The sequence below is a fragment of the Bradyrhizobium sp. USDA 4472 genome (assembly GCF_054058595.1).
Map to the genome: position 1 here is coordinate 1,883,745 of NZ_JBSSAM010000001.1, position 13,315 is coordinate 1,897,059.

Annotated in this window: 13 protein-coding genes; 3 read left to right on the forward strand and 10 right to left on the reverse strand. The window is 64.3% G+C overall.

The genetic code is table 11. The annotated features are described in order from the left end of the window. Nucleotides 1-132: 132 nt before the first annotated feature. Genes rnhA through ispH form a run of 3 tightly spaced genes read right to left on the reverse strand, consistent with a single transcriptional unit; the run spans nt 133 to nt 2,552 of the window. Complete coding sequence (gene rnhA, locus ACVWZ4_RS08465) at nt 133-597, reverse strand: ribonuclease HI (RefSeq protein WP_456701086.1); 465 nt, start codon at nt 595-597, stop codon at nt 133-135. Next, nucleotides 594-1,577 carry a homoserine kinase gene (locus tag ACVWZ4_RS08470; RefSeq protein WP_456740077.1) on the reverse strand — a complete coding sequence of 328 codons (984 nt, stop codon included), beginning with the start codon at nt 1,575-1,577 and terminating at the stop codon, nt 594-596. The genes rnhA and ACVWZ4_RS08470 overlap by 4 nt, the downstream gene beginning before the upstream one ends. Before the next feature lie 6 nt (nt 1,578-1,583). Beyond that, entirely contained in the window at nt 1,584-2,552 is a 969-nt protein-coding gene (ispH, locus tag ACVWZ4_RS08475) for a 4-hydroxy-3-methylbut-2-enyl diphosphate reductase (protein WP_456701084.1), read from the reverse strand. A gap of 267 nt (nt 2,553-2,819) precedes the next feature. Between ispH and ACVWZ4_RS08480 the strand changes: the two genes are divergently transcribed. Continuing rightward, nucleotides 2,820-3,515, forward strand: coding sequence for a DUF1013 domain-containing protein (locus ACVWZ4_RS08480; RefSeq protein WP_456701083.1), 696 nt, complete (start codon nt 2,820-2,822; stop codon nt 3,513-3,515). Nucleotides 3,516-3,624: 109 nt separating this feature from the next. Here ACVWZ4_RS08480 and ACVWZ4_RS08485 read toward each other — a convergent pair whose 3' ends face one another. The 4 genes from ACVWZ4_RS08485 to ACVWZ4_RS08500 form a co-directional block, all read right to left on the reverse strand. Next, a complete protein-coding gene (locus ACVWZ4_RS08485; protein ID WP_092226968.1) occupies nt 3,625-3,885 on the reverse strand; it encodes a hypothetical protein in 261 nt (86 codons plus the stop codon). Nucleotides 3,886-3,948: 63 nt separating this feature from the next. Next, the gene (locus tag ACVWZ4_RS08490; RefSeq protein WP_456701082.1) at nt 3,949-5,871 is read right to left on the reverse strand and encodes a propionyl-CoA synthetase; all 1,923 of its coding nucleotides are present in this window, start codon (nt 5,869-5,871) and stop codon (nt 3,949-3,951) included. 216 nt (nt 5,872-6,087) lie between these two features. Continuing rightward, entirely contained in the window at nt 6,088-7,473 is a 1,386-nt protein-coding gene (locus ACVWZ4_RS08495; protein ID WP_456790073.1) for a tetratricopeptide repeat protein, read from the reverse strand. Between the two features lie 158 nt (nt 7,474-7,631). Further along, nucleotides 7,632-8,405 (reverse strand): hypothetical protein, encoded by a 774-nt coding sequence (locus ACVWZ4_RS08500; protein ID WP_456740080.1) that lies wholly within the window; start codon nt 8,403-8,405, stop codon nt 7,632-7,634. Between the two features lie 71 nt (nt 8,406-8,476). On the opposite strand from ACVWZ4_RS08500, the gene ACVWZ4_RS08505 reads away from it, so the two are divergent. Then, nucleotides 8,477-10,054, forward strand: a complete 1,578-nt coding sequence (locus ACVWZ4_RS08505; protein WP_456701079.1) for a cation:proton antiporter — start codon at nt 8,477-8,479, stop codon at nt 10,052-10,054. 21 nt (nt 10,055-10,075) lie between these two features. Here ACVWZ4_RS08505 and ACVWZ4_RS08510 read toward each other — a convergent pair whose 3' ends face one another. Then, nucleotides 10,076-10,882, reverse strand: coding sequence for an SDR family NAD(P)-dependent oxidoreductase (locus ACVWZ4_RS08510; RefSeq protein ID WP_456736367.1), 807 nt, complete (start codon nt 10,880-10,882; stop codon nt 10,076-10,078). 106 nt (nt 10,883-10,988) lie between these two features. After that, a complete protein-coding gene (locus ACVWZ4_RS08515) occupies nt 10,989-11,468 on the reverse strand; it encodes a hypothetical protein (RefSeq protein WP_456736368.1) in 480 nt (159 codons plus the stop codon). A 195-nt stretch (nt 11,469-11,663) separates the two neighbouring features. On the opposite strand from ACVWZ4_RS08515, the gene ACVWZ4_RS08520 reads away from it, so the two are divergent. Next, complete coding sequence (locus ACVWZ4_RS08520) at nt 11,664-11,966, forward strand: hypothetical protein (protein ID WP_456701076.1); 303 nt, start codon at nt 11,664-11,666, stop codon at nt 11,964-11,966. Nucleotides 11,967-12,091: 125 nt separating this feature from the next. Here ACVWZ4_RS08520 and ACVWZ4_RS08525 read toward each other — a convergent pair whose 3' ends face one another. After that, entirely contained in the window at nt 12,092-13,309 is a 1,218-nt protein-coding gene (locus ACVWZ4_RS08525; RefSeq protein WP_456740082.1) for a hypothetical protein, read from the reverse strand. Between the last annotated feature and the right edge of the window lie 6 nt (nt 13,310-13,315).

The following is a 13,315-nucleotide window of genomic DNA, read 5'->3' on the forward strand; positions in this document are numbered from 1 at the left end:
CTTCAGGCCACTTCGTACCACCAATGACGCCATGCCCGGGCTTGTCCCGGGCATGCACGTTTTTGGCTGCGTGTGGAAGGCGTGGATGGCCGGGTCAAGCCCGGCCATGACGAACGGAGGCAGCGTATGCCCCTACTCCGCCACCCTCGCTTGCGTCCTTGCCTTCACGATCCCATCCCGCGCGAGCTGATCCGCGCGCTCGTTTTCGGGATGCCCGGCGTGGCCCTTCACCCAGTGCCAGCGAACCTCGTGCGCCTTCAGCGCGGCATCGAGGCGTTGCCACAGTTCGACGTTCTTGACCGGCTTCTTGTCGGCGGTGCGCCAACCGTTGCGCTTCCAGCCGTGGATCCAGCCGGTGATGCCCTGCCGGACATACTGGCTGTCGGTGTAGAGATCGACGGTGCACGGCTTCTTCAGCGCTTCGAGCGCGGAGATCGCCGCCATCAATTCCATCTGGTTGTTGGTGGTGTGCGGCTGGCCGCCGTTCAGCTCTTTTTCCTTGTCGCCGAACTTGAGAATTGCGCCCCAGCCGCCGGGCCCGGGATTTCCCGAACAGGCGCCGTCCGTGAAGATCGTGACGTTGGGGAGCTCGCTCACGCGACCAGTCCTGAGGCTATCAACCCGTAATCGCGCGCGCTGGAAACGCTCTGGTGGAAGCGCAGCTTGCGAAAATACTCCAGCGGATCCTTCGGCTTCACCAGCGCGCCGGGCGGCACATTGAGCCAGTCGACCAGCCGCGTCAGCAGGAACCGGATCGCAGCGCCGCGCGCCAGCAGCGGCAGCGCAGCCTCTTCCGCCTCGCTCAGCTTGCGCACCCGGCCATAGGCGTTGAGGAAGGCTCGGGCCTTGGTGACGTTGAAGGAATGGTCGGGCTCGAAGCACCACGCGTTCAGGCAGATCGCGACGTCATAGGCCAGCATGTCGTTGCAGGCGAAGGTGAAGTCGATGATGCCCGAGAGCTTGTCGCCGAGGAAGAAGACGTTGTCGTTGAAGAGATCGGCGTGGATCACGCCTTCGGGGAGATCCGCCGGCCAGACGCCGCCGCAGAGATAGTCGAGCTCGGCCGCGAGGAACGCGCGCAGGCCCGGCTGCACCTCGTCGGCGCGGTCCGCCGCCGCATTGAACAAGGGTCGCCAGCCGGCAACCGAGAGCGCGTTGGCACGCTTGCCGGCAAAGTTCGCGCCGGCCAGATGCATTCTCGCGAGCCCGTCGCCCACGCCGGCGCAATGCAGGGCATTCGGCTTGCGCGGCCAGATGCCTTCGAGAAAGGTGATGATCGCGGCGGGCCTTCCCTGCATCTCGTGCAGCGCCTCGCCGTCTTTCGCCTTCACCGGCAGCGGGCAGTTCACGCCGTGCTCGGCCAGATGCGTCATCAGCGCGAGGAAGAACGGCAGATCGTTCTTCGCCACGCGCTTCTCATAGAGCGTGAGGATGAACGAGCCCTGACTCGTGTGCAGCAGGAAGTTGGTGTTCTCGACGCCCTCGGCGATGCCCTTGTAGGAGAGCAGTTCGCCGACATCGTACTGCTTCAGAAAATCCGCAAGCTCGTCGGCGGCAACGTCGGTGTAGACCGCCATGAAAATCTACTCAGCGGCGGCTTCGGGGCGCACCTGGCGCGGCAGCGGGAAGAACTCGTTCTCTTCGGCGGCCGAGACCGTCTCCACATGCAGCGTGTAGCGCTCGGCGAACGCGTCCATGATCTCCTCGACGATCACTTCGGGGGCGGACGCACCTGCGGTGATGCCGAGGCTCTTGATGTTGCCGAACCTCGTCCAGTCGATGTCGGCGGCGCGCTGCGCCAGCACCGCGATTCCGCAGCCCTCGCGCTCGGCGACCTCACGCAGGCGCTGCGAGTTCGACGAATTGGGGGCACCGACAACGATGAGAGCGTCGACCACCGGGGCCACCTTCTTCACCGCGAGCTGGCGGTTGGTGGTGGCGTAGCAAATGTCTTCCTTGTGCGGCCCGTTGATGTTCGGAAAGCGCTCCTTGAGCAGCGCCACGATTTCGGCGGTGTCGTCGATCGACAGCGTGGTCTGGGTCACGAAGGCCAGATTATCCGGGTCCTTCGGATTGATGGTCTTGGCGTCCTCGGCGGTCTCGATCAGGGTCACGGCGCCGACCGGAAGCTGGCCGAGCGTGCCGACGACTTCAGGATGATGGGAATGGCCGATCAGGAAGATCTCGCGGCCGCGCTTGAAGTGGATCGCGGCCTCGCGGTGCACCTTGGTGACCAGCGGACAGGTCGCATCCAGCGAGAACAAATTGCGCGACGAGGCGTCGGCCGGAACCGATTTCGGCACGCCATGGGCCGAGAACACCACCGGCGCGGTGGTATTCTCGGGGATTTCGGCGAGCTCCTCGACGAAGATCGCGCCCTTCTTCTTCAACCCGTCGACGACGTATTTGTTGTGCACAATCTCATGGCGAACATAGACGGGGGCGCCATACTTATCGAGCGCCCGTTCCACGGTATCGATCGCCCGGACCACCCCGGCGCAGAAGCCGCGAGGAGAACAAAGCACGATCTTGAGGTCTGGTTTGGCTGACATTGAGCGATCTCGGGACCGAATCACCCCATTCGCCTGCTGGCGCGGGACGGGTCGATGGATGGAAAAGGGCGTAAAACCGTCTGCTTCGACGATATAGCGGCTTGAGAGGGAATTGGGCCCCCTTTCGGGCGCTGTCAAGGCACTATCTATAGCAGAACCATTGCGTGGCTACCCCCTCCGGGCTTATATAGCGCGAATTCCCTGTCATCGCTGATGACCACCGGTTTCGCCTCCAGAGGGGTGGGCGAAGCACAAAGGAGATTTGCCATGAGCAACGCACCTCTGATGCCCAAGGCGACCGCCGTCTGGCTGCTCGACAACACCGCGCTGACCTTCGACCAGGTCGCCGATTTCACCAAGATGCACCCGCTCGAGGTGCGCGCGATCGCCGACGGCGACGCCGCGCAGGGCATCAAGGGCATGGACCCGATTTCCAACGGCCAGCTCACCCGCGAGGAGATCGAGAAGGGCGAGAAGAACCAGGACTACCGGCTCCGTCTCCAGGAGAGCAAGGTCGTGCTGCCGCCGCAGCCCAAGCGCAAAGGCCCGCGCTACACCCCGGTGTCGCGCCGCCACGAGCGCCCCAGCGCCATCCTGTGGCTGCTGCGCAGCCATCCCGAGCTCAAGGACGCCCAGGTCATGCGTCTGGTCGGCACCACCAAGAGCACCATCGCCAGCGTCCGCGACCGCACCCACTGGAACACGTCCCAGCTGACCCCGATCGACCCCGTGACGCTCGGCCTCTGCTCGCAGATCGAACTCGATTTCGAAGTGGCGCGGGCGGCCAAGGAAAAGCCGATCGACGCAGCCTATGGCGGCGCCACGCTGCTGCCGGCCTCCGAGACCACCAAGAAGGACGAGTACGAGCAGTCGGAGAAGTCGAGCGACGACCTCAACGTCGACGCCGTGTTCGCCAAGCTCAAGACCCTCGGCGGCAAGAAGCACGAGGAAGAGGAGGAGTAGTCGCCCCTCCCTTTCGTCATCGAAACGCAAAACGCGGCGGGACAACCCGCCGCGTTTTTGTTTCGAAAACCTCACCTCGCAATCACGGAAGAAGCGTCGATCAGGGCCGCTACGGATGGTTCAGCATGTATTCGCCGAGATCGCGCTGACGGCGGTCGGCGCGTGAGGTGGCGGCGCTACGCTGCACGTCGCGGTCCTTGCGACATGCCACGTATTCTGGTGAGCCCTGCGCATAGCCGCGGCTCTGGCACACCGCATCATCGTCATCACCTCCCATCGCCACCGGCGTCTGGTAGCGCGCCGAGCAGGCGGAGAGAGCGATGGCGAGCAGAACGGCTGCGAGCAGGCGCGGCGCGGTGGCGAGTGGCATACGAGGTCCCCTGTTGGCGGGCCTTGTTTAGCGCGGAATGAGGAGATTGTAAGTCGCCGTCGCTCACGCCCTGCCCTTCAGCGCCTCTCCGATCTCGTCGAGCACCTTTGGATCCTCGATCGTGGCGGGCATGGTCCAAGCCTCGCCGTCGGCGATCTTCTTGATGGTGCCGCGCAGGATCTTGCCCGAGCGCGTCTTGGGCAGCCGGCCGACGGTGATGGCGAGCTTGAAGGCCGCGACCGGACCGAGCCTGTCGCGGACCAGCGCGACGATCTCCTTCTCGATCTCATCAGGCGGGCGCTTCACGCCGGCCTTCAGCACCAGGAAGCCGCAGGGCACCTCGCCCTTGATCGGATCCTTGACGCCGAGCACGGCGCATTCGGCGACGTCAGGATGCGAGGCCAGGATCTCCTCCATGCCGCCGGTGGAGAGACGGTGGCCGGCGACGTTAATGATGTCGTCGGTGCGGCCCATGACGAAGACGTAGCCGTCCTCGTCCTTGTAGCCGGCGTCCGAGGTTTTGTAGTAGCCGGGGAACTCGCTCAAGTACGCTTCCCTGAAGCGCGCGTCCTGATTCCACAGCGTCGGCAAACAGCCTGGCGGCATCGGCAGCTTGATCACGATCGAGCCCATGGTGTTGGGGCCGACGGGTTTTGCCGCCTCGTCCACGACGTCGACCTGGTAGCCGGGCATCGGCACCGTCGGCGAGCCGTGCTTGACCGGCAGCTGGCCGAGGCCGACCGGATTGCCGGCGATGCACCAGCCGGTTTCGGTCTGCCACCAATGATCGATGACAGGCACCTTCAGCTGCTGCTCCGCCCATTCCACCGTCGGCGGGTCGGCCCGTTCGCCGGCGAGGAACAGCGTGCGGAATTGGGAAAGATCGTATTGCCGGATGAACTTGCCTTCCGGATCCTCTTTCCTGATCGCGCGAAACGCGGTCGGCGCGGTGAACAAGGCGACCGCCTTGTGCTCGGAGATGACGCGCCAGAACGCGCCGGCATCGGGCGTGCCGATCGGCTTGCCCTCGTACATGATCGAGGTCGCGCCGTGGAGCAGCGGCCCGTAGACGATGTAGCTGTGTCCGACCACCCAGCCGATATCGGAGCCGCACCACCAGACCTCGCCCGGCTTGACGCCATAGAGGTTGAACATCGACCATTTCACCGCGACCAGATGGCCGCCATTGTCGCGGACGACCCCCTTGGGAATGCCTGTCGTGCCCGACGTGTAGAGGATGTAGAGCGGATCGGTGGCGGCAACCGGCACGCAAGGAGCGCGCTTGCCGTCGTTCATCGCCTTGCGGCGCAGGCTCGCCCAGTCATAATCGCGCTTTGGCGCGAGGTCGCAAGTCAGCTGCGGACGCTGCAGCACGATGCAGGCCTTCGGCTTCGAAGACGCCAGCTTGATCGCCTCGTCGAGCAGCGGCTTGTACTGCACGATGCGGCCAGGCTCGATGCCGCAGCTTGCGGAGAGAATGAGTTTTGGCTGCGCATCGTCGATGCGGGTCGCAAGCTCCTTCGCGGCAAAGCCGCCGAACACCACGGAGTGTACGGCTCCGATACGGGCGCAGGCCAGCATCGCGACCACGGCCTCCGGAACCATCGGCATATAGAGGATGACGCGGTCGCCCTTGGCGACGCCAAAGTCCTGCATGATCGCGGCGAGCGCCTGCACCTCGGCCAGCAGCTCCGCATAGGTGAACCTGGCGACGGAATTCGTCAGCGGCGAATCATGAATCAGCGCGACCTGGTCAGCGCGGCCACGTTCGACGTGACGGTCGAGCGCGTTGTAGCAGGTGTTGACGACTCCACCGGCGAACCAGCGGCCATAGACGCCCTGCGCGCCATCGAAGATTGCCTTCGGCGGCTCGATCCAGTCGATCTCCTTCGACGCCTCGGCCCAAAAACCTTGGGGATCAGCCAGCGAGCGCGCATGGACTTCGTGATATCGGCTCTTCCCGCCACCGGTTCCCTGGACGTCCATTGCCGCGCTCCCGTTCCCTTTGATGGCCTCGCCTTGACCTGATGGCAGGGTAGAAGTCGCGCCATGACAGGGATCAAATGCCGACCTTGTTTGAGACGTATTTTCCCGGGAACGGGCTGCGGTTCAAGCTGAAAAGGATCGGCCTTTTGGCGGAGGCAGGGGCGCTGCGCAGGTGGTCTGCTCGCTGGCGCCGCGTGCGGGAAGAGGCGAAGAACCTCACCCCTCCATCGCATTCAACCGCTGCAACCGGTCCTGCATGACCTTCTTCAGATCGTAGCCGGGGAGGCGGAAGCTGGCGTCGCGGGTGGCGAGGAATTCATGCTGGGATTTGCGCAGATCGGCGGCCGAGCGCCGGCTCATCGATCGCAGTACGCGCTGATAGGCCTCGGCGAGCTGGCGGTCGAGCATGCCGAGCTGTGGATCGGCGCAGATCACCTTCTCCACCTCGCGCCTGGCATGGGCGCAATCGAATGACGGTCCGTTTCCGGAATTCGCAGCGAGCGGCTGCGGCGGGACGGCGCCGAACTTTGCGATCTCCGTGATCATGGTGCGGCGACCGTCCGCGGCGTTGGTGTTGCCGGGATCGAGCCGCAGCGCCGTCTCGTAATCAGCCAGCGCCTTCTTGCGCTCGCCCATCCTGGTGTAGAGCACGGCGCGGTTGTTGTAGGCCTTCGCGAAGTCAGGATCGAGTTTCAGCGCGTCATTGTAGTCGCTGAGCGCCGCGCCGAACTCGCCCTTGAACTGGTAGGAATCGCCGCGGTTGGTGAAGAAGTTCGGCCGCGGCGCCAGCTGAAGCGCCTGGTTATAGTCGACGATCGCCTTGTCGTAGTCTTTCGTCGCGGCATAAGAGAGCCCGCGATTGTCGTAATATTCCGGCACTTTCGGATCGAGCCTGATCGCCTCGTCGTCATCGGCGATGGACTTTTCGAGCTGGCCGAGCTTCTTGTAGGCGGCGCCGCGATTGGTGTAGCTGCGCGGCCGGTTGGGATCGAGCCGCAGCGCCTCGCTGAGATCGCTCACCGCCTTGTCGTAGTCGCCCTTGAGATAAAAGGTAGCTCCGCGGTCGGACCAGGCCTGGGCATAATCCGGCTTGAGCTTGATCGCCTGGTCGTAATCGGCGAGCGCGCGATCGAATCGGTGCTGGTTGGTGTAGGCGACGCCGCGCTGTTCACAGGCTTCGGCATCTGTCGGATCGAGTTCGATCGCCTTGCTGAGATCGGACGCGGCGCGGTTGAGATCGCCGCCAGCCTCCCGCAACAAATTGCCTCGCAACCGCCAGGCGCTCGCGTTTTTGCCATCGAGCGCGATGGCACGATCGATATCCCGCAACGCCTGCGTGAGACCGCCTGATATCCGCGCATTGGCATCGGCCCGGACCAGCAGCGCCGCGACGCGATCGGACGCCGGGTTCGAGGCCTGGTCGATGACGGCGCTGCATACCGAGATCAGGTCCGCAGGCGCAGCCTTGCTGCCCATCACGCAATCGGCGGCGGCAGATGCCGGAGCGGCGATAGCGAGGCTGATTGCAGCGCCGATAAGGAAGCGGCTTACCCGGCCATTTGCAATCGGGAATGCTTGCGCGGAAGAACGCGAGCCGCACATGGCGATAACTCCGTGACTCAGATTTTCCGGTTGTCGCGGCGACGGGTAAGTGGGTTCAAATGGGGCTGGCTCCGCCGTCATGGCCGGCTCGTCCCGGCCATCCACGCCTTCATCGTGGACGTGGATGCCCGGGCGTGACGACCTCCCATGGGGTCAACTCAAGACCCGCCCAGCCCATTCAATCGTTGCAGACGCTCCTGCAACGCCTTCTTCAGATCATATCCCGGCCGGCCAAACCCGGCATTCCGGCGGGCGATGAAGTCTTCCTGCTCACGCTGGAGCTTCTTCGCCTCGCCCTCGTTGCGCGCCGCGCGCTGTACGCGCGCATTGGCGGCATAAACCTCCCTGTCGAGGTCCGCGAGTTCGCGATTTCCGCAGATCGCCTTCTCGACAGGGCGGTGCGCGCCTGCGCAGTTGAAGCTGGGCTTGCCGGCAACCGCCATCTGCGCGCCGATCCGCTCGATCTCGCGCGCCATCGCCTTGTGGTTGGCCTTGGCTTTTTCATGGTTCGGATCGATCCGGAGCGCCGCGCCGAAATCCAGCACCGCTCTGGGCTTGTCCCCCTTCTTCAGCCAGAGCTCGCCGCGCGCGTTGAAAACATCGGCGAGCGTGGGATCAAGCAGCAGCACGCGGCTGTCGTCGGCGATGGCGCGGTCGATCTGGTCATGACGCGCATAAAGCGCACCGCGCGCGATCAGCGCCTTGATCAAGTCGGGCTTGGCCGTCTTCTCGTCATCGATGACGGCGGCGCAGGCCGCGCCGGCCTTGTCCGCATCATCGGCCGCAGCTGCGGAAAGGCATGCCGCGATGTCGACCTGCACGATTCCGGCCGGCTCGCCCCCGGCCGCAGCATCAGCCGCTCCAGCCAAGATCGCTGAGAGCGCCGAGAGCAGCGCTGCAGCCGAGACCTGAATGAACTTTTGAAAACGCATGCTCGTTGCGGGTCGGAAAGGCTTGCCTTGAGGCCGTATTATTCATCATACGGCCCGATCGGTGCTAGCTTGTGGCGCCGCTCACACCGGTTTTGGGGACCAATTTGTCGACATTCGAATGGATCATCGCGCTTCTGCTCGGCGCCGTTGCATTATCGGCGCTGGCGCGGCGGATCAAGGTCCCCTACCCGACCTTTCTCGCGATCGGCGGCGCGCTGATCGCCTTCGTGCCTGATAGCCCGACCTGGACGCTCGAACCGGATCTGGCATTGGCGCTTTTTGTCGCACCGGTGCTGCTGGATGCCGCCTTCGACACCTCGCTGCGCGACCTGCGCAAGAACTGGGTTCCGGTCTCGACCCTGGTCGTGGCCGCGGTCGGCCTGACCACGGCCGGCGTCGCCTATGTCGCGCATCGGCTCTTCCCGGACATGCCCTGGGCCGCCGCGGTGGCCCTCGGTGCAATCGTCGCACCGCCGGATGCCGCGGCTGCGGTCGCGATCCTGAGCCAGGTGAAGCTGCCCTACCGCATGGTCAAGGTGCTGGAGGGTGAGAGCCTGCTCAACGATGCCAGCGCGCTCCTGATCTATCGCATCGCGGTCGGCGCCGTTGTCATGGAGCACCTCAAATGGAGCGAGGTCGCGCCGACGATCGCGCTGGGGCTGGTCGGCAGCGTCGTCGCCGGATTAGCCGCGGGACGCATCATCCCGTTGCTCATGGAACGGGTAAAGGAAGCGCCGAGCGCGATCATCGTCCAGTTCGCCACCACCTTCCTGGTCTGGATCACTGCAGAGCATCTCGGCCTCTCCGGCATCCTCACCATCGTGGTCTATGCCATGACGGTCGCGCGTTCGGCCGGGCTGCGCATGCCGGCGCGGCTGCGGGTGCCGTCCTATGCGGTCTGGGAAACCACGGTATTCGTGCTCAACGTGCTCGCCTTCATGCTGATCGGCATGCAGATGCGGCCGATCTGGACGCGGCTGGATGCGGACGTCCGATGGGAATATTGCGTGGCGGCCGCCTGGATCCTGCTCACCGTGGTTCTGGTCCGGCTGCTCTGGGTGACGTTCTACCGCACGACCTTGCGTGTGCTGGTTGTCCAAGGGATCTTTCATCCGAAAGATCCTAACGCCGTCGCTTCACCGAAGGGCGGCCTCATCATCTCCTGGTGCGGCATGCGTGGCCTCGTCACGCTGGCGACCGCCTTCGCGCTGCCGGCGAACTTCCCCTATCGTGATTTCATCGTCTTCATCGCATTCGCGGTGGTGTTGGGCTCGCTGGTGATCCAGGGCCTGACGCTGCGGCCGCTGATCCTTGCCTTCGCGCTCAAGGACGACGACCCGGTCGGCATCGAGGTCGCGCGCGCCCGCGCCATTGCCTATCGCGCCGCACTCGATGCCATCGAGGACGATCCCTCGGAGGAGGCTGAAATCCTCAGGCTCGAATACCGCGCCGTCCTGATGCAGGCCGACGATGATCCTCACGGCGGCATCGCCAACGGCGAACTCCCCGCCGATCCGCTGCGCCGCCGCGCCATCGACGCCGCACGGAAATCGATTTTTGACCTGCGCGCCACCGACGTGATCGGCGACGATGCGTTTCACCGGATCGAGGAGGAGCTGGATCGCGCGGAGCTGAGTGCGGGCGGATAGTCGTGGCGCGCGAGGCGAAACTCAAGCCCCCGCCTTGCAGGTGATCCCGCCGTCGACCACGAGTTCGATCCCCGTGACATATTTCGACTCGTCCGACGCCAGGAACAGCGCGGCATTGGCGACATCGAACGCGTCGCCCATATGGCCCATCGGCACCTGCGCATCGCGGGCGCGCCACATCGCCTCGACATCGCCCTTGGCGTAGCTCGCAGCCAAGCCCGCCGAATGCTCCACCATCGGCGTCTTCATCAGGCCGGGCAGGATCGCGTTCACCCGCACGTGATGCTTCGCGAACTCGATCGCTGTGGTGCGCGTCATCTGGTTCATCGCAGCCTTGGAGGTGCCGTAGGTGACGTAGGAAATTCCCATATGGCGGATCGAGGCGATCGAGGAGATGTTGATGATCGAGCCGCCGCCCTGCTTCACCATCACGGGGATGACGTGCTTCATGGCGAAATAGGCGCTCTTGAGATTGACGGAGAAGACGCGGTCCCAGCTTTCCTCGGTGACCTCGACCACGCTGCCCATCTCGGCGATCCCGACATTGTTGTCGAGCACGTCGATGCGGCCATAGGCCTTGAGACACGCCGCGACCATCGCCTCGATGTCGCTCGCGCGCGAGACGTCGGCCGTGAATGCGATCGCCTTGCCGCCTTCGCCGGTGATGATCTCCGCGGTCCCCTCGGCAGCAGTGCCGTTGCGGTCGACGCAAAACACCTGCGCGCCTTCGCGCGCAAAGGTCACCGCGGTGGCCTTGCCGTTGCCCCAGCCGGGTCCGATCGAGCCGGCGCCCACCACCATCGCAACCTTGCCCTTGAGCCGGTCCATCGCGTGTTCTCCCATGTTGTTCTTTGTTGGAGCCCGGATCTTTGCCGGCGCTCATCTTGCGGGGACACCATCTCGCCGCACGCTGAGAGGGTGAACCCGCAAACCCTTACTGGAACGTCATGTCCAGGCACTTGGAGATGTCGGAACCAAGGCCGGAGGAGATGGTGATGCAGCCGCGGATCTTCTGCGTGGTCATGTCGGCGGCCCAAACCGAATAGCCGCCGGGGCCGAAGAACGAGTTGGTGTTCGGCGGCTCGGTCTCCGTCGCGTCGAAATCATAGTGACCGTCGGTCTCGAAGATGCGCGGCTTCTTGGTGCAGCCGCCGTCGGTCTGGACGTTGATGACTTCCTTGTTGTCGCGGGTCAGCGCCAGCGAGACCTGGCAGCGGAAATATTCCGAGGTCTTGGTATTGAAGAGATAGGTGTAGGACTTGCAGGTCGCGGTATTGAGCTTGCCCGGGGCAAGTCCGCGGCTGCACGAAATCCGCTGGTTGTGGCTGAGCTGGAAGTCGTCGGCCCGGGCGGCCGGCGCCAGTGCTGTCAGCGACACCAAGGCAGCCCAGCAGAATTTAATGACATGACGCATTCGAATCACCCCCACCACTATCTTTGGTCGTGTTGCGTTCTAGACTGAAAGCGGAACATAGTCGCGAGGGGACGAAGGGAAAATCACAAACTGCTGGGCAAGGCGTGATGCGCTGCGGCGTCATTGCGGATTGACCCGGCATCATCGTTCGTGATTTGTTCAAAACGGGCACCACCGATGGTGGGGAGATGGATGATGGCATTTTCAATCAAGACATTTGCAATTGCAGCCGCACTGGGCGCGCTCTCCGCGCCCGCTTTCGCGCAAAACACCGCAACGCCGTGGGAGCTCAAGCCGGACACAGGCTATGCCTATGACAAGGAAGGCAAGACGTTTTCCTACAAAATGGGCACCAGCAATGCAGGTGAACTCCTGAAGGGCGCCAAGAAGGTGCCCAGGGGCACGCTGTTCTTCATCGGCCAGAACGGCCAGCTCTATATGCGCAGCGGGCAGTATCTCGAAGGCGACGGCCGGTTCAAGTTCGGGCCGGATCAGTAGAGGCCACGATCGCTGGCGCGCTCCCTCGCCCCGTTCCTACGGGGAGGCGGTTGGGGCGAGAGGCTTCTCTCCGCGCATGAGATCGTCGAGAGACCTGTACCCCCTCACCCGGAAGAGGCACCGTCCTAAAACGCCGCCGCCAGCTCCCTTGCGCCGGCATTGTTGCTGTTGCTGTCCATCCGCGCATCCGTCACCGCCAGCAGCTTGGCCACCGTGTTGTGGCGGATCGCGACCGGGTTGCGCTCGTAGCCGCTGCGCTGGAAGAAGTTCGAGGTCGGCACCTGCTCGCGCATCGCCTGCGGCATCGTCACCATGTCCAGGCCGGTGCCGTCGCCCGTGAGGTTCATCATCTCGAGCTCGGCCGCGGTGAGTGGACGGGTGTAGCCCTTGGCGCGGGCGAACAGCACCGAGGTCAAGAGTTTGTGGGTTTGCAGCATCGGCCCGATGTCGATGTCGAGCACCATCGCATGCATGGCCCAGCCCTGCGCGGTGTCGCCGATCTTCTCATGCTCCGACCAGGTGTCCGGCACCGACTTCGCATGCGCCACCATTTTCTTCAGAACGCCAAGCTTGTGCTCGAGCAACTGCCGCGCCGGCCCGGAGGAGCGCGCGATCTTGTCGGAGAGCGCGCGGATGAACTCATGCCCCTGCTCGGCGAGCAGCTCGACGCTGTTGGTGGTGAGCAGCTGGTTGTAGCCCATCGCGGTCGAGATCGCGCGCTTGCCACCATGCTCGATGCCGGCCTGCACGTCGAAATTGCCGGTACCTCCGGTCTCGAACGAATAGACCCGCACCGCCTGCTCGCGCGTCAGCCCGGATGCGAGCGCGTAGCGCGCATAGGCACGCTTGAACTCGACCTCGGAGGTCGGCCGCTGCGGCGTGAATTGATAGAGATCCTGCGCTGCGCGCAAAAGATCGGAGGCGACCGGAAGCGGCTTGCGGGGAGGACGGCTCGGCGTTTCCTCCGGCTCCGGATTCACCGGCCGCTTCGGGCCGGTATAGACAGGCGGCTGCTCCAGCACGTAGTCGTCGAGCGTGATCTGCTGCCCACTGCGCCGCTTGGCGTTGCGGCCTTTCCGCTTTTCCGTGACCTGGCTCCAATAGGCGCCGGCCTCTTCGTCGAAGGCGCCACGGATCTGCTGATACTCCGCCAGCTTGCGGCGATATTCCAGCACGGCCGGCGATGCGCCGCCGCCTTGCGCGAAGAACTGCGACAGCAGCTGGGCGTTGGAATTGCGAACGGCGGACGGCAGCGCGTCGGACCCGCCGCCACGCGCGGCGGGAACGAGCAGGACGAGCGCGAGTGGAACCAGCGCCAGATATGTTCGAATCGAATGATGCATGCTGCC

Bases quoted from the DNA above. Each gene is read 5' to 3' on its own strand.
- ACVWZ4_RS08470 (WP_456740077.1), bottom strand. From the start codon at position 1,577: ATGGCGGTCTACACCGACGTTGCCGCCGACGAGCTTGCGGATTTTCTG.
- ispH (WP_456701084.1), bottom strand. From the start codon at position 2,552: ATGTCAGCCAAACCAGACCTCAAGATCGTGCTTTGTTCTCCTCGCGGC.
- ACVWZ4_RS08480 (WP_456701083.1), top strand. From the start codon at position 2,820: ATGAGCAACGCACCTCTGATGCCCAAGGCGACCGCCGTCTGGCTGCTC.
- ACVWZ4_RS08485 (WP_092226968.1), bottom strand. From the start codon at position 3,885: ATGCCACTCGCCACCGCGCCGCGCCTGCTCGCAGCCGTTCTGCTCGCC.
- ACVWZ4_RS08490 (WP_456701082.1), bottom strand. From the start codon at position 5,871: ATGGACGTCCAGGGAACCGGTGGCGGGAAGAGCCGATATCACGAAGTC.
- ACVWZ4_RS08495 (WP_456790073.1), bottom strand. From the start codon at position 7,473: ATGTGCGGCTCGCGTTCTTCCGCGCAAGCATTCCCGATTGCAAATGGC.
- ACVWZ4_RS08500 (WP_456740080.1), bottom strand. From the start codon at position 8,405: ATGCGTTTTCAAAAGTTCATTCAGGTCTCGGCTGCAGCGCTGCTCTCG.
- ACVWZ4_RS08510 (WP_456736367.1), bottom strand. From the start codon at position 10,882: ATGGACCGGCTCAAGGGCAAGGTTGCGATGGTGGTGGGCGCCGGCTCG.
- ACVWZ4_RS08515 (WP_456736368.1), bottom strand. From the start codon at position 11,468: ATGCGTCATGTCATTAAATTCTGCTGGGCTGCCTTGGTGTCGCTGACA.
- ACVWZ4_RS08520 (WP_456701076.1), top strand. From the start codon at position 11,664: ATGGCATTTTCAATCAAGACATTTGCAATTGCAGCCGCACTGGGCGCG.
- ACVWZ4_RS08525 (WP_456740082.1), bottom strand. From the start codon at position 13,309: ATGCATCATTCGATTCGAACATATCTGGCGCTGGTTCCACTCGCGCTC.